Origin of the sequence: Cyanobium sp. PCC 7001 (genome assembly GCF_000155635.1) — a bacterium.
GTDB lineage: Bacteria > Cyanobacteriota > Cyanobacteriia > PCC-6307 > Cyanobiaceae > NIES-981.
This window is the reverse complement of record NZ_DS990556.1, coordinates 67378-87429: the sequence shown is the minus strand read 5'-3', so window position 1 is coordinate 87429 and position 20052 is coordinate 67378. Positions and strand designations below refer to the sequence as shown.

At 70.4% G+C, this 20052-nt stretch carries 21 protein-coding genes; 7 read left to right on the top strand and 14 right to left on the bottom strand.

Features of this window, described 5'->3' with window-relative positions:
- The first annotated feature begins 55 nt into the window (after positions 1 to 55).
- Positions 56 to 949 carry a hypothetical protein gene (locus CPCC7001_RS00400; protein WP_198006430.1) on the top strand — a complete coding sequence of 298 codons (894 nt, stop codon included), beginning with the start codon at positions 56 to 58 and terminating at the stop codon, positions 947 to 949.
- Between the two features lie 21 nt (positions 950 to 970).
- Here the strand turns inward: CPCC7001_RS00400 and CPCC7001_RS00395 are convergent, their stop codons facing one another.
- From CPCC7001_RS00395 to CPCC7001_RS00380, 4 genes are all read right to left on the bottom strand, one after another.
- A complete protein-coding gene (locus CPCC7001_RS00395) occupies positions 971 to 1870 on the bottom strand; it encodes a bile acid:sodium symporter family protein (RefSeq protein ID WP_006909565.1) in 900 nt (299 codons plus the stop codon).
- Positions 1871 to 1875: 5 nt separating this feature from the next.
- Complete coding sequence (locus CPCC7001_RS00390; protein WP_006909978.1) at positions 1876 to 2262, bottom strand: YidH family protein; 387 nt, start codon at positions 2260 to 2262, stop codon at positions 1876 to 1878.
- Positions 2263 to 2341: 79 nt separating this feature from the next.
- Positions 2342 to 2794, bottom strand: a complete 453-nt coding sequence (locus CPCC7001_RS00385; RefSeq protein ID WP_006911220.1) for a DUF1622 domain-containing protein — start codon at positions 2792 to 2794, stop codon at positions 2342 to 2344.
- A 3-nt stretch (positions 2795 to 2797) separates the two neighbouring features.
- Positions 2798 to 3811 carry a formylglycine-generating enzyme family protein gene (locus CPCC7001_RS00380; protein ID WP_006910124.1) on the bottom strand — a complete coding sequence of 338 codons (1014 nt, stop codon included), beginning with the start codon at positions 3809 to 3811 and terminating at the stop codon, positions 2798 to 2800.
- A 116-nt stretch (positions 3812 to 3927) separates the two neighbouring features.
- Between CPCC7001_RS00380 and CPCC7001_RS00375 the strand changes: the two genes are divergently transcribed.
- Positions 3928 to 5745: a mechanosensitive ion channel family protein gene (locus CPCC7001_RS00375; protein ID WP_156796621.1), complete on the top strand. Its 1818-nt coding sequence runs from the start codon at positions 3928 to 3930 to the stop codon at positions 5743 to 5745.
- 228 nt (positions 5746 to 5973) lie between these two features.
- On the top strand, positions 5974 to 7599 hold the full coding sequence (locus tag CPCC7001_RS00370; protein ID WP_006910126.1) for a mechanosensitive ion channel family protein: 1626 nt from the start codon (positions 5974 to 5976) through the stop codon (positions 7597 to 7599).
- Positions 7600 to 7733: 134 nt separating this feature from the next.
- Here the strand turns inward: CPCC7001_RS00370 and CPCC7001_RS14885 are convergent, their stop codons facing one another.
- Positions 7734 to 7883: a hypothetical protein gene (locus tag CPCC7001_RS14885; protein ID WP_006911577.1), complete on the bottom strand. Its 150-nt coding sequence runs from the start codon at positions 7881 to 7883 to the stop codon at positions 7734 to 7736.
- A gap of 78 nt (positions 7884 to 7961) precedes the next feature.
- Here CPCC7001_RS14885 and CPCC7001_RS13850 point away from each other — a divergent pair, with 78 nt between their 5' ends.
- Positions 7962 to 8234 carry a hypothetical protein gene (locus CPCC7001_RS13850; RefSeq protein ID WP_050757011.1) on the top strand — a complete coding sequence of 91 codons (273 nt, stop codon included), beginning with the start codon at positions 7962 to 7964 and terminating at the stop codon, positions 8232 to 8234.
- 3 nt (positions 8235 to 8237) lie between these two features.
- Entirely contained in the window at positions 8238 to 8681 is a 444-nt protein-coding gene (locus tag CPCC7001_RS13845) for an alpha-ketoglutarate-dependent dioxygenase AlkB (RefSeq protein ID WP_006909392.1), read from the top strand.
- Positions 8682 to 8814: 133 nt separating this feature from the next.
- Here CPCC7001_RS13845 and CPCC7001_RS00360 read toward each other — a convergent pair whose 3' ends face one another.
- Positions 8815 to 10317 (bottom strand): arylsulfatase, encoded by a 1503-nt coding sequence (locus CPCC7001_RS00360; RefSeq protein WP_006910947.1) that lies wholly within the window; start codon positions 10315 to 10317, stop codon positions 8815 to 8817.
- Between the two features lie 83 nt (positions 10318 to 10400).
- On the opposite strand from CPCC7001_RS00360, the gene CPCC7001_RS00355 reads away from it, so the two are divergent.
- Positions 10401 to 11402: a helix-turn-helix domain-containing protein gene (locus tag CPCC7001_RS00355; RefSeq protein WP_006909864.1), complete on the top strand. Its 1002-nt coding sequence runs from the start codon at positions 10401 to 10403 to the stop codon at positions 11400 to 11402.
- Here CPCC7001_RS00355 and CPCC7001_RS00350 read toward each other — a convergent pair.
- The 3 genes from CPCC7001_RS00350 to CPCC7001_RS00340 are packed head-to-tail and all read right to left on the bottom strand — an operon-like array spanning position 11399 to position 14586.
- Positions 11399 to 12394, bottom strand: coding sequence for an HAD family phosphatase (locus tag CPCC7001_RS00350; RefSeq protein WP_050757010.1), 996 nt, complete (start codon positions 12392 to 12394; stop codon positions 11399 to 11401). The genes CPCC7001_RS00355 and CPCC7001_RS00350 overlap by 4 nt on opposite strands.
- Before the next feature lie 10 nt (positions 12395 to 12404).
- On the bottom strand, positions 12405 to 14105 hold the full coding sequence (locus CPCC7001_RS00345) for a SulP family inorganic anion transporter (RefSeq protein ID WP_225867127.1): 1701 nt from the start codon (positions 14103 to 14105) through the stop codon (positions 12405 to 12407).
- 10 nt (positions 14106 to 14115) lie between these two features.
- Positions 14116 to 14586 carry a Fur family transcriptional regulator gene (locus CPCC7001_RS00340; RefSeq protein WP_043369202.1) on the bottom strand — a complete coding sequence of 157 codons (471 nt, stop codon included), beginning with the start codon at positions 14584 to 14586 and terminating at the stop codon, positions 14116 to 14118.
- Between the two features lie 104 nt (positions 14587 to 14690).
- Between CPCC7001_RS00340 and CPCC7001_RS00335 the strand changes: the two genes are divergently transcribed.
- Entirely contained in the window at positions 14691 to 15638 is a 948-nt protein-coding gene (locus tag CPCC7001_RS00335; RefSeq protein ID WP_006910403.1) for an NAD(P)-dependent oxidoreductase, read from the top strand.
- On the opposite strand, the gene CPCC7001_RS00330 is transcribed toward CPCC7001_RS00335, so the two are convergent.
- Genes CPCC7001_RS00330 through CPCC7001_RS00310 form a run of 5 tightly spaced genes read right to left on the bottom strand, consistent with a single transcriptional unit; the run spans position 15626 to position 20048 of the window.
- Positions 15626 to 16636, bottom strand: coding sequence for a lysylphosphatidylglycerol synthase domain-containing protein (locus CPCC7001_RS00330; protein ID WP_006911713.1), 1011 nt, complete (start codon positions 16634 to 16636; stop codon positions 15626 to 15628). The two genes, CPCC7001_RS00335 and CPCC7001_RS00330, sit on opposite strands and share 13 nt — an antisense overlap.
- Complete coding sequence (larC, locus tag CPCC7001_RS00325) at positions 16633 to 17862, bottom strand: nickel pincer cofactor biosynthesis protein LarC (RefSeq protein WP_006910035.1); 1230 nt, start codon at positions 17860 to 17862, stop codon at positions 16633 to 16635. The genes CPCC7001_RS00330 and larC overlap by 4 nt, the downstream gene beginning before the upstream one ends.
- Positions 17862 to 18506 (bottom strand): hypothetical protein, encoded by a 645-nt coding sequence (locus CPCC7001_RS00320; protein ID WP_006910065.1) that lies wholly within the window; start codon positions 18504 to 18506, stop codon positions 17862 to 17864. Before CPCC7001_RS00320 ends, larC begins: the two co-directional genes overlap by 1 nt.
- Positions 18503 to 19267 (bottom strand): DUF554 family protein, encoded by a 765-nt coding sequence (locus CPCC7001_RS00315; protein WP_006909566.1) that lies wholly within the window; start codon positions 19265 to 19267, stop codon positions 18503 to 18505. The genes CPCC7001_RS00320 and CPCC7001_RS00315 overlap by 4 nt, the downstream gene beginning before the upstream one ends.
- A gap of 1 nt (position 19268) precedes the next feature.
- Positions 19269 to 20048: a hypothetical protein gene (locus CPCC7001_RS00310; RefSeq protein WP_006910433.1), complete on the bottom strand. Its 780-nt coding sequence runs from the start codon at positions 20046 to 20048 to the stop codon at positions 19269 to 19271.
- Positions 20049 to 20052: the final 4 nt, after the last annotated feature.

Genomic DNA, 20052 nt, shown 5'->3' with positions numbered 1-20052 from the left:
CAACCAGGTTGCCGGTGTCTCGCGGTGGGCCCTTGCCGCCGTAACGCTGCCGCTGGTGGCGCAGCTCGCGGGCAGCCCGCCAGCCCGCGCCGAGGCCAACCCCGCCGCCGCTCAGGGCAGCGGCAGTGATGGCTTCGAGGGCCCAGAGGAGCCTTCGATGCCGTCGGAGCCGGTCGAGCTGCCGGTGGAGCAGGCGAGCGAAACGGTGCCGGAATCCGACTGGCGCGGCACGGTGGAGCTCTATGGGTTCGCGCCGCTGCGCGCCACCGGCAGCGTCACGATCCGCGGCTTCGAGAGCGATGTGGACTCCGATCTCGGCGACATCCTCTCCGCCCTCGACTGGGCCACCTTCGTGCGGGCCAGCGTGGAAAAGGGCCGCTGGGGCCTGCTCACAGACCTGAGCTACGTGAAGCTGTCCGGCGAGGACGGCACGACGGGGCCGCGCGGCCGCTTCACCGGCAACACCAAGGTATCCACCACGCAGGGGATCTACGACTTCGCCCTGCGCTACCGCGCCGGGGCAGAGGAGACGGCGATCGCGGAACCCGGCGCCTTCACCTTCATGCCCTACGCGGGCGTGCGGGTGCTGGACATGGGCCTGGATGTGCAGGCGGAGATCCGCGAGGTGGATGGCACCCGCCGCCTTGAGGCGGAGCGCTCCTTCGGCCGCACCTGGGCCCAGCCGCTCCTGGGCTTCCAGGCCACCTACTTTCTCTCCCCCAAGCTGCGGGCCTTCGCCAGGGCCGACATCGGCGGCTTCGATTTCTCCGGCGCCAAGAACTACAGCGGCAACGCCCAGCTCGGCCTGGGCTACGCCGTGGGCAACAACACCGACATCAACCTGTCGTGGCGCTATCTGGGCATCAACTACAGCAACGGGGATGAGCGCCCCAGCGGCATCCGCAGCTATCAGAACGGCATCGAGCTGGGGGTGAAGTTCTTCTTCTAGAGGCCTCCTGCCTGGCCAGCCTCAGCTGGCCAGTTCCCGCTGCTGCCAGCGCAGAAACACAGTGGACACGATCACGGTGATCAGCACGTAGGACAGGATGCCGGGAATCAGTTCGGGCAGCACCGAGGGTGGGGCATAGGTGAGGGCCAGGTCGGCGGCCAGGCCGGTGTTGCGCATGCCGATCACCAGCCCCACGGTGCGACGCTCCAGGGGATCAGGGCCCGCCAGGCCGTATCCCATCGCCAGGCTGAGCAGGCTGAGGGCGGCCATTCCAGCCAGTCCGACCAGGTTCCGCTGAAGAAAAGGGCCGAGGTGGCGAGCACTCATCACCAGCAGCGCCAGCATCAGAGCAGCCAGCATCAGGGTGGCGAGCGTGCCCAGCACGCCGCTGCAGCGCCGAGCCAGTCCCGGTCGCCACAGGCCCAGGGCAACGCCGGCGAGCACCGGTACCACCTGCACCTTCAGCACCTGCACCGCCACGCCGATCGGCCTGATCTCCCAGCCGCTCACCTCCCAGCCGCTCACCTCCCAGCCCTGAATGCCGGCACTGGCCTTGAACAGGATCGCCATCAGGGGGATGGAGAGGATGGCCAGCAGCGCCGCGCTGATCTGCAGCCGTGCCGCCAGCTCGGCGGTGCCGCCACTGCTGCGCACCCGGAACAGGATGAGCGGAGCGCTGGGGCAGCCCAGCATCAGGGCCATGGCCACCCAGGCGGGCCTTGAGAGCAGGGCATGGAAGGGGAGCAGCACCAGAACCAAGCCAGCCAGGGGCACCAGGAAGCAGGTGGCCAGCACCACGCGCCAGAGGAAAGCCGGGCGATCCCGCAGCAGCACGAACGGGTACTCCTTCAGGCCCAGCCCAAGGCTGAACATGAGCAGGGTGATGGTGGCCGTGGCCAGCCACGCGGCAATCGGGGGCATGGCCGTCAGACTCCTGAAGTGCCGTTCACGAGCAGAAAAAACGCCACGGTTCCGATGAGCGTGAGGGCCACGGCCGTGAACACGGTGATCGACCTCTGATCCACATACACGAAGTCATCGCGGCGAATCAGCTTGAGCGTACGCAGGTGCTGCCGGGTGGCCGCCGCCATCGCCAGGATGCCGATGAGCACGAAGCCCATCGCCACCAGGCGCACGCTCAGCCCGGCATGGGCACTGCCGTCGAAGCGGCTGCGGTTGATGGCACCGATGATCTTGTCCAGACCGAAGCCGAAGCTGATCAGCGAGAGGCAGGTGCGGATCCAGGCCATCATCGTGCGCTCCGCGGCGGCCCGGTTGCGCTCCTTGGCCAGTTCGTTGGTGAGATTGGGCATGGGCCGTGATCAGGATCCGGGGTTGGGAGGCAGCCGCTGACGTGGCACGGCCTGCTCTGGATGGGTGGTGCACTTCAGATCATTGGGCCTCAAAGGGCAAGGAGGCACCGGAACCGGAGGGCCTGGATGGAGGCAGCTCACCGTCGGCCGAACGGCGCTCAGCGCTCTGCCGGTGCTCGTCCTCGAACTTCTGCTCCGCTTCCACTTCCCTGGCCAGGAACACGTTGAGGAAGGTTCGGATCACGGCCACCACAGCGAGCTTGATCAGGTTTTCATTGGACGGTGCCGTGGTGGTCGAAACGATGTCAGCCGCCAGCTGAAACTCCAGGGCCATCGACAGCCAGCTGCCGAAGGTGAGCCGGATTCTGTTGAAGGGCCGCGCCCCCACCCGGCGCCGCAGCCGCAGCCGCAGCGACTGGCGCAGGGTGACCAGCAAGCCGATCCCCACGCACACCACGGAGATGAACTCCAGCACCACGCGCAGGGAGCCCGCGCCCACCTCCAACCAGCTCTCCAGGGGAAGCGCGGCCATGGCTCAGACCCTCACCACGCAACGGAACCCCATATGGCAGGTGGAGGTGTCGATGCCCTGGGCCATGCGAGCGGCCGGACGGTAGCGGCGGCAGTAGCTGGGCGCGCAGAGGAACGAGCCTCCCTTCACCACCTTGCGGGGGATGGCGCCATGCTGGGAGTTGCGATCGATGCTGGCCTCCCGGGCGGCACTGGCACAGCAGCCACCCTCCGGTGCGGCCTCACCCCCTGGCCCCGCCGCACCGTGCTCGCCATACCAGGTGTCGGTCCACTCCCACACGTTGCCGATCATGTCCACGAGGCCATAGCCGTTGGCCGCGAAGGCGCCCACGGGGGAGGTGCGCTCGTAGCCGACGAGGCGGCTGTTGTGGTGCGGGAACTCGCCCTGGAAGGTGTTCGCCATGGCGCGCCCTCCCGGGTGGAGTTCATGGCCCCAGGCGAATTCGGTGCCACCCAGACCTCCCCAGGCGGCGAACTCCCACTCGGCCTCCGTGGGCAGCTGCTTGCCCGCCCACACGGCATAGGCCAGGGCATCCTCGTGGGCCACATGCACCACGGGGTGATGGTCGCGGCCCTTGATCGAGGAGCCCGGCCCCTCGGGGTGCCGCCAGTTGGCGCCAGGGATGTACTGCCACCAGCGGTAGGGATCGCCCGTGCCCACGGGACCGGAAGGCGGCACGAACACGATCGAGGCGGGTGCCAGCAGCTCGGGCAGCGCATCGGGGTAATCGGCCGGATCCGCGGCCCGCTCCGCCAAGGTCACGTGGCCGGTGGCCTTGACGAACTTGCGGAACTGGGCATTGGTCACCGGAGCCCGGTCGATCCAGAACCCCTCCACCTGGCGCTGATGGGCCGGGGCCTCCTCTGGGTAGTGGTGATTCGAGCCCATCGTGAAGCTGCCACCGGGGATCCACACCATGTCCCGGGCTGGGGGCCGCCCGGGGCAGGGGCGGCCGGACACCTTGCCGAAAACGGTGCCGGAGCCATGGGTACTGGCGCGATCGGGGCTCAGGGTCATGCAGCCAGTTCGGTCTGCCTGCAGTGTGATGACCCCTCCAGAGCTCCGCAACGGCGGTGACGCGGCGTGATGGCCAGCCAGCCGCCACCATCAGGACAGACCAGGAAGAACCAGGCATGGGATTGGAGACACGACCATGGCGTCGCTGGTTTGCCCTGGCTGTTCTGGGCCTGGCTCTGGTGGTGTTGGGCGGCAACCTGGGGCCTGCGAGGGCCAGCGACCCGGATTCCGGTGCCGCGCCGGGGCTGGCGGCCCGCAGGAACTGGTGGGATCTCGATCGGGGCCGACCCTGCGGCCGCTTCTGGTGCAGCCTGGTGGTGAGTCCCCACATCCCGCTCGGCCCGGGCGAATCGCGCATCCGCCTGGCCGTGGCGGGCGGTGATGGGAGCACCGCCCAGGACACCGCCGCCCGGGTGGAGGCCCGCTCCACGGCGGTGGCCACCAGCCTGAAGGATCTGGCCAGGCAGCTGGAGGCCAGCGTGCAGAACGCCCCGGAGCCTCCCCCCACCCTCGGCTCCGGGCTGTGGCTCAACCGGCAGCTGAAACCCCGCCACCCACGCACCCCAACGCTGGCGATCGGCACCAAGAACAACAACCCGGTGATCTACCTGCCGGCGGATGCCGGCAACCGCACACCCCAGGTGACGCTGATCACCCTCACCGAGCCTGACAGCCTCGCCAATGGCCTCGACACCGAGGCCCTGGCCCAGCGCTGGAAGACCATCCTGGAGCGCACCCTCAGCGAAGCGCTCTGGGGCGCCAGCTTCGATCGCGTCTTCCCGTGGGCCCGACCGGTGGTGGTGGCCCTGGCCGTCGTGCTGGGCGGCGGCGGGGTGCTGCTGTGCAGCCGCGCCGTGGCGCGGCGACGCGATCAGGCCATGGAGCTGGGCCGGCAGCTGGTCGCCCTGCAGCAGACCCGCTCAGACGGCCGCCATGCCCCCAGCCCTGGCAGCGAGGAGGCCACGGACAAGCAGCAGCTGAAGCAGGTGCAGCGGCTGGAGCGCGCCCAGCGTCACCGCAACCTGGCGATCAAGCTGATCCGGATGCTGCGGATCACCGTGGTGGTGATGGCGGCGATCCTGGCGCTGTTCGTGGTGCCCGGCAGCCGGCTGCTGGGCCTCGCCCTGCTGCGCCTCTCGGCCTCGATCCCGCTGATCTGGGGCACGATGATCCTGCTGGAAGGTGTGCTGAGCTGGGCCCTGGCGCGTCGGCTCAACCAGTGGGCCGACCAGGCCCAGCTGGCGGAGCCGAACTCGCGCCGGCCGCAGCTGCGGCTCGGCACCAATCTCGGAGTGCTCAAGGGCACGATCGGCACCGGCACAACGCTGCTGGGCCTCTACCTCACCCTGCTGGCGTTCGGGATCACCCCCCAGATCCTGGCCGGGGCCGGCATCGTGGCGGTGGCCGTGGGTTTCCTGGCCCGGGGGCTGGTGGAGGATCTGATCGGCGGCGTACGGATCCTCAGTGCCGACCTCTATGCCGTCGGTGATTCCATCGCCGCCAACGGCCATGCCGGCCTGGTGGAGGGCATGAACCTGCTCTACACCCAGCTGCGTGGTGGCGGCGGTGAACTGATCAGCCTGCCCAACGGCGCCATCCGGGAGTGTGAGAACCGCAGCAAGGACTGGGCCCGGGTGAACTTCGAGGTGGACATCGCCTGGCGCAGCGATCTCGCCAGGGCCTCCGCGCTGCTGCAGGCGGTGGCCACGGAGCTGGCCGCCGATCCGGAGTGGAACGCCCTGATCCTGGAGGAGCCCCAGCTGCTGGGGGTGGAGCAGCTCGACCAGAGCGGTGTGCGCCTCAAGCTCTGGATCAAGACCCAGCCCCTCAAGCAATGGAGCGTGGCTCGCGAGTACCGAAGGCGGCTGAAGGCGGCCCTCGATGCGGCCGGCATCGAACCCGGCATCCCCCAGCGCCTCTCGCTCCAGGCCTGATCCGAGCGGTGTGAGGCCGAAGGGATCGGCGCCAGCATCACGAATCTGCACCGCCCGCCACGCCAGACACTGACAGGGAGAGGCGGCTTCTCCACGCTGGGAGCACCAGGGCCGGAGCCTGCATGGCCCTGCCCCACGCTCAGCTTTCCCTCCATGCGCCAGCGTGATCGTTCTCGGCCCCCGGCCAGGTTCGGGCGGCTGGCCCTCGCGTTCGCCACGCTGACCGCGGTGCTCCTGATTGGCCTCGCACCACCGGCCCAGAGCTTCCTCCGGCTCGATCAGCTCGATTCGGCCGACCAGAAGACGCTGCCCGAGGGCTGTGCGGCGGAGCCGGCCGCCATCAGCCTCGACGGCCAGACAGTACTGGAGGTGCGCGGCACCGCCGGTGCCGAGAGCATCACCAGCGCGGCGAAGCGGGGCAGCCAGACCCTGCAGGAACTGGCCCGGAACCTCGCGATCGCCCCCGACGACATCGCGGTGAAACACCTGGATGGCGAGAGCTTCATCCTGCTGCAGCAGAAAGGACAACCCGTGCGGCGGCTGGGGATGCTGAACCAGCGCATCGCCGGCTGCTACGGCATGGAGCCGCAACGGCTGGCAGAGCTCACCCGCGATCAGATCCGCGCCGCGATGGTGCGCTACCGACAGGCCCATTCCCTGGACTCGTGGCTGCGGGGCAGCGCCCTGGCCGCCCTGGTGCTGGCGGTGTATGTGGTGTGGCTGCGGCTGCAGTTCCGCCTCAACGCACGGATCCGGCAGCTGATCGCCAGCCGCGACCGGTTCCTGCTGCAGCAGCTGGCCCGACTCGGGCTTTCCGCCCTGCTGGAGCCGGCCCAGGTGCGGCGGCTGCTGCAGGGCCTGCGCAGCGCCGTTCACTGGGGCCTGCTGCTGCTGATCAGCTACCTGCTGCTGCCATTGCTGCTGGGGTTCTTTCCGCCCACCCAGGGCATCGCCAGTGGGCTGAGGCTGCAGCTGCGCCAGCTCACCCTGGGCCTGCTGGACGGGGTGGTGGCCGCCATTCCGAATCTGCTCTCGATCGTGGTGATCATCGGCCTGGGAGTGCTGGTGGCCCGTGCGAGCAACAGTGTGTTCGAGGCCCTGCGGCTCGGCCGCCTGCGCATCCCGGGCTTCTACCGCGAATGGGCGCGGCCAACGGCGCGACTGGTGGCGATGCTGATCGCTGTGGCCACCCTGGTGATCGCCTTTCCCTACATCCCCGGATCCAGCAGCAGGGCGTTCCAGGGTGCCGGACTGTTCGTGGGGGTGTTCGCGGCGCTGGGCTCCAGTGCCGTGGCCGCCAACATCATCAGCGGTCTGCTGCTGATTTACACGCGGGCCTTCCGGGAAGGGGATTTCGTGGAACTGAACGGGGTGCTGGGCACGGTGCAGGACCGCACCCTGCTGGTGACGCGGGTGCAGACCCCCCACAACCAGCTGGTGAGCATTCCCAATGCCACCGTGATCAGCAATGCGGTGGCGAACTACAGCTTCTCCCGCCGCGAGATCCGCCAACCCGTGGCGCTGGCCTGCACGATCACCATCGGCTACGACGTGCCCTGGCGCCAAGTGGAGGAACTGATGCTGGCCGCTGCGCGCAGCGTGGAGGGGGTGACGGATGAGATGGAGCCGTTCGTACTGCAGACCGCCCTGAACGACTTCCACATCAGTTACGAGCTCACCGCGTTTCTGCGGGACGCCAACACCTACCGCCTGAGCCTCTCCCAGTTGCATGGGGCCCTGCAGGACAAGTTCGCCGAAGCCGGCGTGGAAATCCTCTCCCCCGGCTATCACGCCGTGCGCAACGGCAATCCCAGCACCGTGCCGAAGAACACGCCGCCATCGCTAGAGGCCTGAGCGAACGGCGGTAGCGGTGCAGCCGTATGGCAACACTGACATAAGTCGCACATGGGCTGGGGTCGAGGGTGGCTCTGGAACGGGACCAATGCAGGGGGTCCCGTGACTGAGGATCCTCCTCCGCCAGCAGTGCCTCAGCCCCTCAACAGGTGCACCCGGCGGGAGTGATGGGTGCGCAGCAGCGCCTGTTGCAGCATCACGGCCTCATGCCGGTCCACGCAGCTGGCGAACGGGCGGTGATCCAGATACACGAGATGGAGGTCCTTGGTCCAGATGGCAGCCATGAACGCTTTATAGATTCTCTTAAGGTTTTAAGAGGGCGTGAGAGCCTGCTGCAATCGGTCGATGTACCCATCGCCACCATGCCGACCCGCCCCCTGTTCCGGGCCGACCCGCCCCCCCACGGGTCCGAGTCGTGGGAGGTGCATCTGGAGCCCCATGGGTTGGAGGCAGCCGAAGCCGCGGCCCTCTTTCGCACCCTGCTGGCGCTGCCGGGCTGGCGGCAGGACACGATCCAGCTGTACGGCCGGACGCATCCCTTGCCCAGGCTGCACCGCTGGTTCGCCCTCTCCAGCCAGACCTATCGCTGGTCGGGGCTGGTGATGCGGCCCGAGCCGTTTCCGGATGCTCTGTAACCGGTGCTGCAGCGCCTGCGGGAGGCCAGTGGCGTGCCGTTCAACACGGCCCTGGCCAACCTCTACCGCGATGGCCGCGATTCGGTGGCCTGGCATTCCGATGACGAACCCGAACTCGGGGCCCATCCGGTGATCGCCAGCCTGAGCCTCGGCGCCACGCGGCGGTTTCTGATGCGCCGCAAGGCCGATCACCGCCATCGGCGCGCGTTCCAGCTGAGCCATGGCTCGCTGCTCTGGATGGCGGGGTCCACGCAGGAGCACTGGCAGCACTGTCTGCCGAAAACCGCGCGCCCGGTGGCCGCGCGCATCAACCTCACCTTCCGTGCCATCGGCCCCTATGGGGTGGTCGGCAGCGGCACGCCGTCCTCGAGGCTGGGGTTGCCGGAGAGCAGGGTGATCCCCGCGGGTGGGCCGGCGTCAGCCGGGGTGCGTTCCCGCTCCCGGTAGCCCATGCCGTCGAACACCCACGGCGGGGGCGGTGTGGAGAAGCTGGCGGTGGCCCCACCGGACAGGATTCACAGCGTGACCATCACGGTTCTCAGCGTGACCATGTCGCAGGGGAGCCACCACCGTGATCCCGTCAGGAGTGGCCGGTGGTGCTGGTCATCTTCTCCATCACCTCCTGCAGCGAGAAGCTGGCGGCCTTCTGGCGTGGCGGGAACTCCTGGAAGGTGGCGAGGAACTGGGCCACGTAGGCCTGGGCCGGCACCAACAGGAACACGTGGTCGAGAATCCAGTCCCAGTAGGTGTTGGAGGTGATGTCGGCCCGCTCGTAGGGGTCGGTCTTGAGGTTGAAGATCTTCGGCACCCGCAGAGCCACGAAGGGTTCCGCCCAGATCTGCAGCGTGCCGGTGGCGCGCTGCTCCATGAACACCATCTTCCAGTTGTCGTAGCGCAGGGCGGTGAGGTCACCGTCGTCGGAGAAGTAGAAGAACTCCACCCGCGGGCTCTTGTCCGTCTGGCCCGTCCAGTAGTCGAGCATGTTGTAGCCGTCCAGATGCACGTGGTAGTGCTGACTGCCGGCCTGATGGCCGGCCTTGAGCTTCTCCTTGATCTCAGGCTCTCCGGCGGCGGCCAGCAGGGTGGGCAGCCAGTCAAGGTGGCTCACGATCTCGGTGTAGAGCGTGCCGGGCGCGATCTTGCCGGGCCAGCGCACCAGGGCCGGCACCCGGTAGGCGCCCTCCCAGTTGGAGTTCTTCTCGTTGCGGAAGGGGGTCATGCCGGCATCGGGCCAGCTGTTCATGTGCGGCCCGTTGTCGGTGCTGTACATCACGATCGTGTCGTCGGCGATGCCCAGCTCGTCGACCAGGTTGAGCATCTCGCCGATGCAGTTGTCGTGATAGATCATCACGTCGTGGTATTCCGACTGCCAGCGGCCCGACTGCCCGAGATCCTGGGGCCGGGCATGGGTACGGAAGTGCATGTGGGTGGTGTTGAACCACACGAAGAAGGGCTCGCCGGAGGCCACCGCGTCACGGATGAACCGCTTGGCCTCCTTCATGAACTCCTCGTCGGCCGTCTCCATCCGCTTCTTGGTGAGCGGGCCGGTGTTCTCGATCCGCTGGGTGCCGTCGCCGTTGGCCCAGCAGTGCAGCACGCCGCGGGGACCGTAGTTCTTCTTGAAGTTGGGGAAATCCTCCGGCTGCGGATAGTCGCGCAGTTCCGGCTCCTCCTCGGCATTGAGGTGGTACAGATTGCCGAAGAACTCGTCGAAGCCGTGCATCGTCGGCAGATGCTCGTCGCGGTCGCCGAAGTGGTTCTTGCCGAACTGGCCGGTGCGGTAGCCCAGCGGCTTGAGCAGGCCGGCGATGGTGGGATCCTCCGGGCGGAAGCCGAGGGGGGCGCCGGGCAGGCCCACCTTGGAGAGGCCGGTGCGGAACACGCTCTGGCCGGAGATGAAGGCGGCCCGGCCAGCGGTGCAGCTCTGCTCGGCGTAGTAGTGGATGAAGCGCCCCCCCTCCTTGGCCACCCGGTCGATGTTGGGGGTCTGGTACCCCATCAGGCCGTCGCTGTAGCAGCTCAGGTTGCTCTGGCCGATGTCGTCGCCCCAGAGGATGAGGATGTTGGGCTTGCCGTTGGGCATGGCGGGGAGGGATGCCGTGGGGACTCCCGAACTGTGGCCAGGGATGGCCCGGGCGAACACTCGGAAAGTGCGAAATTTTTGGGATGGCTCGCTCCCGCAGCATCGACGGCATCGAGGACCTGCAGGGCCTGCTGCTCGGCGCAGACCTGCCGCTCACGATCACCCAACTCACCACGGGCAGGCTGCGTGGCGAGCTGCTTCCCCTGCGGCTGGGCCCGCTGAAGCTGCTGCGCCTCCACCTCGACCGGGCGATCCACGCCGCCGGCCCCAAGCCCGGCGACCGGCAGCTGATCACGCTCGATCTGAACGGGCACCTGGATGGGGGCGCGCCATCGGTGCCCAGCATCCGCAGCCACGGCCAACCCCTGCTGCCCACGGCCCTGTTCGGCCTCTCCACCGCCGGTGAGATCCACCTCACCACCTTCGGCCCGTGCGACCTGGCCCTGGTGATGCTCGAGCGGGAGGAATTCCTGCGCCGGGCCGAGCTGCTCGGCTGTCCGGTGCTGGAGGAAGCGCTGGCCCGCAACTGGCTCAGCGTGGATCCCCTGCGGTTCACGCGGTTACGGCGCCGGCTGTGCCAGCTGTTCACGGCGCTGCAGGCCGACCCCACCCTTGAGCAGCCGGCCGGGTTCGCGCGGCTGGTGAGCGGCGATCTGATCGCCCTGGTGCTGGAAGCCCTCGTGCACGGCGGAGAGGCCAGCGCCGGGCTGTGCCGGCCGCCCTCACGGATCGAGCTGGTGAAGGCGGCCCAGCGGTGGATGGAGGCCCACCCCGGCCAGCCCATTCACCTGGAGGGCCTCTGCCGGGAGGTGCACACGAGCCGGCGCAGCCTGATCCAGGGATTCCGGGAGCACCTGGGGATGGGCCCGATCAGCTACCTGCGGCTGCAGCGGCTGCACGGCATCCGCCGGGCACTGCTGGAGCCGACCCAGTCGGACTACGATCAGCGCGCTCGCGCGACTGGGGCTTTCTCACCCGGGCCACTCGCCCGGGCAGTACGCCGAGCTGTTCGGGAGCGGCCTCCGACACCCTGGTGGACTGCAGCAGACCCCGCGAACGCCCTCTGGCCGGCTCAATCCTCTTAGGAATCCGGGAATACCTGCTGCCAGTCTCGTCGCATGCTCACCACGGTCCAGCCCCGCTGCGACGCCTCGCTGAGGCCGCGGTCCAGCCTTCCGGTGGCGCTGGCCCGGTCGTAGGCCACTTCCCGCTCGGCATCATCGTGGTGCACCAGCACGCCGAGGCGCGGACCATCACCGGCGGTGGTCCACTCCAGCATCTCGAAATCCCCATCGGAGTTGCCGAAGGCCGCCTGCGGCCGGCGGCCGATCAGGGCCTCGATGGCCTGCGGTTTGGCGGCCCCGTCATTGATCAGCTGGGGTTCGGGCAGGCGCACGATCGACACGGCACCGTTCTTCATCACATACTCGGTTTTGATCAGGGAGCCGATCACCTGCTCGGGCGGCACGCCGTAGAGCTCCTCGGCCACCACGCGCATGAAGGCGGTGCCTCCGGCCGACACGATGATGGTGCGGAAGCCCTGGCTGCGCAGGTAGGCGAGCAGCTCCTGCATCGGCAGATAGACCATCGCCCGGTACGGGAGGTTCGTGCGGGGGTGACGCGCCGTGGCGAACCAGTCGCGCACCACCGCGCTGAAGGCCTCGGTGGTGAGGCCGGCATGGGTCACGCCCACCAGTTCCAGGATCCCGGCCATGCCGAGGCTGCGGAGATCGGTGTCATGGCCGGGGGCCACGGCCCTGGCGATGGCGGGGCTCTCCAGCAGCTTCGGATCGGCGGCGGCCAGCTCCCGGGCCCGGTCGATGGCGAAGGCGAGCTGGATGTACATCGGCTGCTCCGACCAGAGCGTGCCGTCGTTGTCGAACACGGCGATCCGCTCCGCCGGGGGCACGTAGCCCGGGGCGCCCGGCGTGGTGACAGCGGCCACGAAGGCCAGGATCCGCTGCCGCGCATCGCCAGCACGCCAGGAGGGAAGGGGCTGGCCGGCGAGCGCGGCGGTGAACGGGGCCATCCAGATCAGCGGGGAGAGCAGCAGGGTGGGGATCAGGCTACGGAGCATCACAACCCGATCAGGCGCCAGCGGCCGTCTCTCCGGCTCCGGCCGTGCGCAGATAGTGCTCCACCGCCCGTTCCACATTGCGGCGCATCCTCGGCCGCCCCAGGCGTTGCCCCAGCTCCGAGCGCCGCACCACCGCCAGCACGGCCGGGTTCAGGCCCGCCAGCCACAGCTCGATGCCCTTCTGCTGCAGCTGCCGCTCCGCCTGGGTGAGGGCCTTGAGGGCGGTGTACTCCAGGTCGATCAGGGCGCTGCCATCGAGCACCACCACCCGGGGGCGGTGCTGGTCGATCAGGCGGCGGATCCGGGCGGCAACACCGTCGGCATTGGCGAAGAAGAGGCGCCCCTCAGCCCGCACCAACAGCAGGCCGGGCCAGGCCTCATCGCTGCTGTGGCGGAGCGAGAGGGGGCGGAACACGTCAGTGCCGGGCTTGCGGCCGATGGCATACACGGGCGGGTTGATCTCCTGCTGCACCAGGGCCACCAGGGAGAGAATCACCGCCACCAGGATTCCCTTGAGGGTGCCCAGCAGCACCACCCCCAGGAAGGCCACCAGGGCCCAGCGGAACTCCGCATGCCGCACCCGGCGGATCGCCAGGAACTCGGCCGGCGCGATCATCGGCAGGGCGTAGACCACCACCACCACAGCCAGGGCGGCCTGGGGCATCACGGCAATCAGCGGCGCCAGCACCAGCAGGGTGGCCAGCGCGGCGGCGGCCGTGACCAGGGCGGCCAGCTGGGTGCGGGCCCCCGCCTGCCGGTTCACGGCCGTCTGGGACGTACCGCCACCGGCCGCCATGGCGCCGAAGCAGGCCCCCAGGGCATTGGCGGCCCCCAGGGCCAGCAGCTCCCGGTTGGCATTGGGGGGAGGCTCCTCCGGGCCCCGGAAGGCCCGGGCGGCGGCGGCGCTTTCCGTGAAGCTCATCACCGCGATGCCCACGGCAGCGGGCCACAGCTGGGCGCTCTGGCCCAGCGGCGGCAGGGAGAAGGCGGGCAGCCCTCCGGCCACGGCACCGATCACGGCGATGCCGCGCTGCTGCAGGCCCAGGGCGGCACTCAGCACCACCGCCGCGGCCACCACCAGCAGCGGTGCCGGCAGCTGGGGCCAGCGGCGCTGCAGCACGATCAGCAGCAGCACGAGCAGGCCGGAGAGGGCCACCGTGACCAGGGACGCGGCTGGAACCTGGGCCGCCACGGCCGCCAGATCCCGGAAGAACCCCGCCTTCTCGATCGACACCCCCAGGAGTTTGGGCAGTTGATCCACCACGATCACCAGCCCGATGCCGGTCTTGAAGCCCACCAGCACCGACTCGGAGATGAAGCTGGCCAGAAACCCGAGCCGCAGCACGCCGGCCCCGATCAGCATCGCCCCCACCAGCAGGGCGAGCTGGGCACTGGTGGCCAGGGCAGCACCGCTGGCCTCCCCACCGGAGCCCACAGCCAGCTCGCTGCCCACCAGGATCGCCAGGGTGGTGGTGGTGCTCACGCTCAGGGGCCTGGAGGTGCCGAGCAGGGCGTACACCAGCATCGGCACCAGGGCCGTGGTGAGGCCCACCTGCACCGGCAGGCCGGCGATGGTGGCGAAGGCAAGCGCCTTCGGGATCACCACGGCGGCGGTGGTGAGTCCGGCCAGCAGATCCGGCTTCAGCCAGGGGCGCTGGTACGCCGCCAGCCAGGAGGGCAACAGGCGCTGGGCGAGGGCGGGCAACGGCACGGCAGCGGGTTCAGGCACTCTCGGCGCAGCTGGGACAGAGGGCCCGCACGGTGAGCACGCAGTCGAGCAGGCGGAAGGCATGGGCCGCGGCCGCGTCCTCGCCGGCCGCCAGCACGGCCGTGTTCTCGAATTCCTCGGTGCGGCCGCAGCGCACGCACACCAGGTGGTGGTGATCCCGGTGGGTGTCGCCGGCCAGCTCGAAGCGGCGGCCCCCTTCCGGCAGCTCCAGCTCCTGCAGCAGGCCCATGGAGCTCAGCAGGCGCAGGGTGCGGTACACCGTGGCCAGCGACACCCGCTCCTGGGCCTTCAACAGCCGCTGGTGCACCTCCTCGGCGCTGAGGTGGGTGCCTTCGCCGATGCGCTCGAACAGGGCCAGCACCCGCTGGCGCTGGGGTGTGAGCCGCTGGCCGCGGTCGTGCAGGCTGGTGCGCAGCCCCTCGCTGGTGGTGTCCCCGGCAGCGGGGCCCGCTTTGGAACCCAGGTTGGAACCCAGGTTCGACCCGAGGTTGGAACCAAGGTTGGATGGGGAAGGCACCGCAAACAGCCCCGGCTTCTCAATAATAGGCTCAGTTGCGAAGGCTCGCCATGGCGCCCAGCCTCTCCCCTGCCGCAGGCGCCGACGCCCCCCGGGCGGTGTTCCTCGATGCCCTCAGCCTCGGCCCGGTGGATCTGGCACCGATCACCGCCGAAGCCCAGCTCACCTGCTGGCCGAGCACCGGTCCTGAGCAACGGCTTTCGCGGCTCCAGGGCGCCGCGGTGGCGATCACCAACAAGGTGTGCCTTGATGCCCCCCTGCTGGCCCAGCTGCCCCAGCTGCGGCTGATCTGCACCGCCAGCACCGGCACCGACCAGGTGGATCTGGAGGCCTGCGAAGCCCGGGGCATCACGGTGCGCCACGCCGGCCGCTACAGCCGCCCTTCGGTGGTGCAGATCACCTGGGCCCTGATCCTGGAGCTCACCTGCCAGCTGCAGCTGCGCCGCCGGCAGGTGCTCGCCGGCGATTGGCAGCGCAGCCCCGTGTTCGCCCTGGTGGAGCCGGCCTTCGATGAACTGGCCGGCCGCCACCTCACCGTGGTGGGGGCCGGTGACATCGGCCGGGGCGTGGCCGCGGTGGGTGACGCCTTCGGCATGACCGTGCACCCGATCACCAGCCGCACTCCGGCCCAGGAGCTGGAGGTGGCCCTGCGCCAGGCCGACGTGGTGAGCCTGCATGCCCCCCTCACCGCCGCCAGCCGCCACCTGATCAACGCCGAACGGCTGGCCTGGATGAAGGCCTCGGCGGTGCTGGTGAACATGGGCCGCGGCGGCCTGATCGACACCCCGGCCCTGGTGCGGGCCCTGCAGGAGGGAGCGCTGGCCGGCGCCGCCCTCGATGTGCTGGAGCGGGAGCCTCCCGGCCCGGAACTGGAGCCGCTCAAGGGTGTGCCCAACCTGATCCTCACGCCCCACATCGGCTGGGCCTCACGGCAGGCGCGGCAGCGGCTGGTGGCCACCCTTGCGGCCCACCTCGCCGCCTTCCGTCAGGGCTGCTGATCCAAGGGCTGGTCGAGTCGCCGATCCAGGCGCTGATCGGCGCGGGCCGTGAGGGCGGCCAGCAGATCGGCCAGGGTCACCACCACCCGGTAGGCGATGGCGATCGCCAGCAGGGGGGCCTCGGGAATCTGGCTGCCCAGCCGCAGCAGCAGCACCGCCTCGAACACCCCGAGGCCGCCGGGAGCTCCCGGCACCAGCAGGCCGGCGGTCCAGGCCAGGGCGAACCCCGCCAGCCATCCCGTCCAGCCCAGGGAGCCCTGCAGATCGAAGGCCACCACACAACAGGCGAAACCGCTGAAGCGCAGCAGCACGAAAGCCAGCAGGGCCAGCAGGGGGCGCCAGGGATAGCCGCCGGGCAGCGGAGGGCTGGGGCCGGGCGTGGCCTCCTCCGCTGAAGCGGCCAGGCGGCGGGCCTGGCGGCGCTCCAGGGCGACGAGCAACGGCCGCAGCCAGCGGGGCAGCAGCAACGCCAGGGGGAGGAGGCCCAGCAGGGCGAGGCCGTCCTGCCAGCCATCGAGAGCCACCAGCGCCAGGGCCGCGGCCGCGGCCAGCAGCGGATCGAGCAGCACCGCCGCCAGGGCCTGGGGCCAGGAAGCACCCCCGCGCAGGGGGCCGGCCGGGTCCCGCAACTGGCTCAGGCGGGTGGTGAGGTGCCAGATGCCGCCCGGCAGGAACTTGCGCAGGTTCGTGTCGAGGTACATCCGCACGATCGCCGCCCAGCGGGGCCGCAGCCCGAGCCAGGCCAGCAGCACCGCGAAGCCCAGGCCATTGACCACCAGGCTGAGCAGGCTGAGCCCCAGGCCCAGCACCAGCCACAGCCAGCCCTGCAGATCGAGGCTGAGCTGCAGCATCTGGCGGCCGTGGTTGGCCAGGGCCGCCAGCAGAAACCCGAAGCTGAGCAGGGTGAACCACAGCCCCAGGCCCCCCGGCGGCGTCGGCAGCCTCAGCCCCTGCAGCCGCTGGCGCAGAGCGGATTGCCAGGCGTCGAGCAGCGTCATGGCAGCTCCGCGGGGCCGGCTTCCCCGGCGGGCTCCTGCCGCAGGCAGCCCTGCACCACCGCCCGCACCTGATCCAGGGGCAGGGCGTGGCGGGCGGCCAGGGCCAGCAGGTCGTCGTGCTCGGGCTTGCTGCGCCAGCGGCCATCGGGCAGCCGCGCCTCCTTGATCCGCACCGCACCCAGGGGGGTGGAGAGGTCGCGGCTGCGGCGCGGCAGCACCCAGCGTGGCTGGTGACGCTCCCGCAGGCCCAGGGTGCTGCTGTGCTGCCACCACACGGCGCGCAGGACCTCGGCGGTGTGGGGCTGGGCCAGGGCGGTGACCAGCCAGCCTGGGCGGCCCTTCTTCATCAGGATCGCCTGGCAGAACACCTCCAGGGCTCCAGCCCGGCGCAGGGCCTCCTGGAAGGCCGCCAGATCCTCCGGGGTGAGGTCGTCGATCTGAGCCTGCTGCTCCAGCACCGTTTCGCAGTGGGGCTGGCCGGCGCCGGCCGGCGCCAGGCCGGTGGCCAGCACCAGACGCAGCAGGTTGGGGCGGTCGAGCCCGCGCGTGCCCAGGCCCACCCCCACCCGCTCGGGGCGGTGGGCCGGGGGCAGCCCGAAGCGCTCGCACCACACCGCCGCCAGGGCGAGTCCGGTGGGGGTGGTGAGTTCGCCCGCCGGAAAGCCGGCCGAGGAGGCCAGGGGCACACCCCGGAGCCGGGCGATCTCCAGCACCGCCGGCGCCGGCACCGGCAGCACGCCATGGGCCGTGGTCACGCTGCCATGGCCGGCGGGGGGTGGCGTGCACTGCAGCTGCTCCACCCCCAGATGGAGCAGGGCGGCGCACACCCCCACCACATCCACCAGGGCATCGAGGGCGCCCACCTCGTGGAAGTGCACGGCCTCGGCGGAGTGGCCGTGCACGGCGGCCTCGGCCTCGGCCAGCAGGACGAACACCGCCAGCACGCGCTCCCGAAGGGAGCTGGGCCAGGGGGCCTGCTCCAGGGTGCGGCGGAGGCTGGACCAGAGGCGATGGGGTGGATCGGGCTCCAGGGTCACCACCTCCAGGTGCAGGCCCCGCAGGCCGCCACTGCGGCGTTCGCTGATCTCCAGCCGGTACGACTCCGCCAGCCCCAGCGCCGCCAGCGGCGCGTGGATCACCGCCTCGGGCACCCCCAGATCGAGCAGGGCCGCCAGCAGCATGTTGCCGGCCAGGCCGGTGGGGCAATCCAGCAGCGCCAGGGGCATCAGCCGGCCTCCGGCCGCCGCCGACCCAGGCGCGGCGCAGCCTCCAGCAGCGTCTGGGCCTCGCCCTCCAGATCGCTGCGGTTCTGCCGCAGGGCCTGATCCACCTCCCGCCGGGCCCGGCGCTGTTCCCGCTGGGCCGTGGCCACGTCGTGGCCGGAGAGGCCCCAGAGCCGGCCGAGCAGGGCGCGGTCATCGGCGCCGCCCTGGCTCTCGCCGTAGATCAGCTCCTCAGCCGCCATGCCGGCCTGGAGCACGCGGCTCCAGCGGCGCAGGTCCTCCAGCGGCAGCTTGGCGCTGGCGGGGGGATCGAGTTCGGTGGTGCCCCCGGCGCTGAGACCTGCCTGCAGGCAGGCCAGGCTGCCGATCAGCACCTGGCGCACGGGCATCGCTTCGGCGCGGGCCACCACCACATGGCCTGCCTCGTGGACGGCGATGCGCCGCAGCCGCCGCTCCCCTCCGGGCAGGGCTTCGGCCAGCAGATGGCCGCCCCGGCCGCCGAAGCGGGCGGCATCCACGGTGAGCCCGCCGATGGACACGCCCGCTGTGAGGGCGATCCACCAGGGCGAGAGGCCCAGCAGCGGGCCCAGCACGGCCAGCAGGCTCACCAGGGCCACGGCCACACCGGCGGCGAGGGGCGAGGTCATGGCTGCATCGCCCAGCCGAGGGCCGGGGCCAGGCCGAGGGCCACCAGGCCGTTCACCACCGAGGGGTGGGGCAGCTCGAGCAGATCCAGGGCCAGGGCGAGCACGAGGATGCCGCCCACGGCGGCGGTGAACAGCACCACCGGAGAGCCGGAGGGATCACTGAAGCCGCTGGCCGCCAGGGCTCCGGCGCCCGAGAGGGCGAACTGCAGAACCCCGAGGGGGAGCAGCACCCAGAGCAGCACCAGCCCCACCGCCGCGGCGAACACGGCGGCACTGAGGCCATCCAGCCCGGCCTTCACCAGCAGCAGATCCGGATCCCCCAGGGCTCCGTTGCGCAGACAGCCCAGCAGGGTCATCGGGCCGATACAGAAGAGCACGAAGGCCCCGCTCACCACCTCGGCGGCATGGCGCTGGGGCCGGGAACTCTCCTGCAGCTGTCCATCGCCCTCCCGATGGGCCTGGCCCAGGCGGCGCAGCCAGCCGTCGAGGCGCCGCTCCAGCGCCAGGCCATGGCCGAGGGCTCCCCCCAGCATCACCACCAGCAGAGCGGCGAGCACCGCGGGGAAGGGGCCAAGCCGCAGCTGCCAGAGGGGCTGCACCATCTCGATCGCCAACAGCAGGGTCACCACCCCTAGCCACTGCTGCCACTGCCGCGTGAGTTGCGGCTTCAGGCGACGACCGAGGGCGGCGCCCAGCCCTCCGCCCAGCAGCACGGTGAGGAGGTTGATCCAGGTGCCACTGGTGGCGGCCCAGAAGGCCATGTCAGCGGGATGGACGGATCACGGCCGTGCGGCCCGGACCGCGACGGGCCGCCGCTGGCCGTGCGGCGCCATCCCCTCCTCTGCCGCCACCCTTGCTGCCGCCACCCTTGCTGTCGCCCTTGTCGCCACCGCCATCGCGGCGGCCCTTGCCGCCACGGCTGCCGCGCTGGGCCACGGGCGCCAGCACCTCGAAACCCTCGAGCTGCAGCGCTTCGCCTTGGCGCCGCATGTCGAGCGCCACGAAATGGCGCAGATGGTCCAGGGGGATCTCCCCCTTCAGCTGCAACTTGAACGGGATCGGCCTGCTGCCATCGGCGCGGGGCATCTGGCGCACCTTCACCACCAGATCACCCGATTCGGGGCGGGTGTAGATCAGCTCGCCGCGGATGGAGAAATAGTCGTCGCCCTCGGGCAGCGCATCGGCAGGGGCTGCGGCGGCTTCCGCCTCGGTCTCGGCATCGGTTCCGGCATCGGCCCCATCCCCATCCCCTTCGGCCAGGGTGCTGGGCTCCCACACCCCCACCATCTGGAGGTGCAGACCCTCGGGCTCGCGGGAGCGGGGGTACACCACCCACAGGTGGGGCTGCTCGAGGTCGAGATGGCGGCGCATCAGAGTGAGCAGGCGGCCCAGCACCACCGCCTCGATGGTGCTGCCATCGGCGGTGTGGATGGCGCCCCGGGTGGGCTGGTCCGCGTCGGTGGGCACATAGGTGCCCCTCACCACGCCGATGGCCCGGTACTGCAGCGGCTCCGTGACCGGTGGGATGGGGTGTTGGCGCATGGCG

What these genes read in the sequence shown, in the direction of transcription:
- CPCC7001_RS13850 (WP_050757011.1), top strand. Translation starts at nt 7,962, where the DNA reads ATGCCGACCCGCCCCCTGTTCCGGGCCGACCCGCCCCCCCACGGGTCC.
- CPCC7001_RS00375 (WP_156796621.1), top strand. Translation starts at nt 3,928, where the DNA reads ATGGGATTGGAGACACGACCATGGCGTCGCTGGTTTGCCCTGGCTGTT.
- CPCC7001_RS00360 (WP_006910947.1), bottom strand. Translation starts at nt 10,317, where the DNA reads ATGCCCAACGGCAAGCCCAACATCCTCATCCTCTGGGGCGACGACATC.
- larC (WP_006910035.1), bottom strand. Translation starts at nt 17,862, where the DNA reads ATGCCCCTGGCGCTGCTGGATTGCCCCACCGGCCTGGCCGGCAACATG.
- CPCC7001_RS00390 (WP_006909978.1), bottom strand. Translation starts at nt 2,262, where the DNA reads ATGCCCAATCTCACCAACGAACTGGCCAAGGAGCGCAACCGGGCCGCC.
- CPCC7001_RS00320 (WP_006910065.1), bottom strand. Translation starts at nt 18,506, where the DNA reads ATGACCTCGCCCCTCGCCGCCGGTGTGGCCGTGGCCCTGGTGAGCCTG.
- CPCC7001_RS00380 (WP_006910124.1), bottom strand. Translation starts at nt 3,811, where the DNA reads ATGACCCTGAGCCCCGATCGCGCCAGTACCCATGGCTCCGGCACCGTT.
- CPCC7001_RS00310 (WP_006910433.1), bottom strand. Translation starts at nt 20,048, where the DNA reads ATGCGCCAACACCCCATCCCACCGGTCACGGAGCCGCTGCAGTACCGG.
- CPCC7001_RS00315 (WP_006909566.1), bottom strand. Translation starts at nt 19,267, where the DNA reads ATGGCCTTCTGGGCCGCCACCAGTGGCACCTGGATCAACCTCCTCACC.
- CPCC7001_RS00335 (WP_006910403.1), top strand. Translation starts at nt 14,691, where the DNA reads ATGGCGCCCAGCCTCTCCCCTGCCGCAGGCGCCGACGCCCCCCGGGCG.
- CPCC7001_RS00385 (WP_006911220.1), bottom strand. Translation starts at nt 2,794, where the DNA reads ATGGCCGCGCTTCCCCTGGAGAGCTGGTTGGAGGTGGGCGCGGGCTCC.
- CPCC7001_RS00355 (WP_006909864.1), top strand. Translation starts at nt 10,401, where the DNA reads ATGGCTCGCTCCCGCAGCATCGACGGCATCGAGGACCTGCAGGGCCTG.
- CPCC7001_RS14885 (WP_006911577.1), bottom strand. Translation starts at nt 7,883, where the DNA reads ATGGCTGCCATCTGGACCAAGGACCTCCATCTCGTGTATCTGGATCAC.
- CPCC7001_RS00350 (WP_050757010.1), bottom strand. Translation starts at nt 12,394, where the DNA reads ATGCTCCGTAGCCTGATCCCCACCCTGCTGCTCTCCCCGCTGATCTGG.
- CPCC7001_RS00330 (WP_006911713.1), bottom strand. Translation starts at nt 16,636, where the DNA reads ATGACGCTGCTCGACGCCTGGCAATCCGCTCTGCGCCAGCGGCTGCAG.
- CPCC7001_RS00395 (WP_006909565.1), bottom strand. Translation starts at nt 1,870, where the DNA reads ATGCCCCCGATTGCCGCGTGGCTGGCCACGGCCACCATCACCCTGCTC.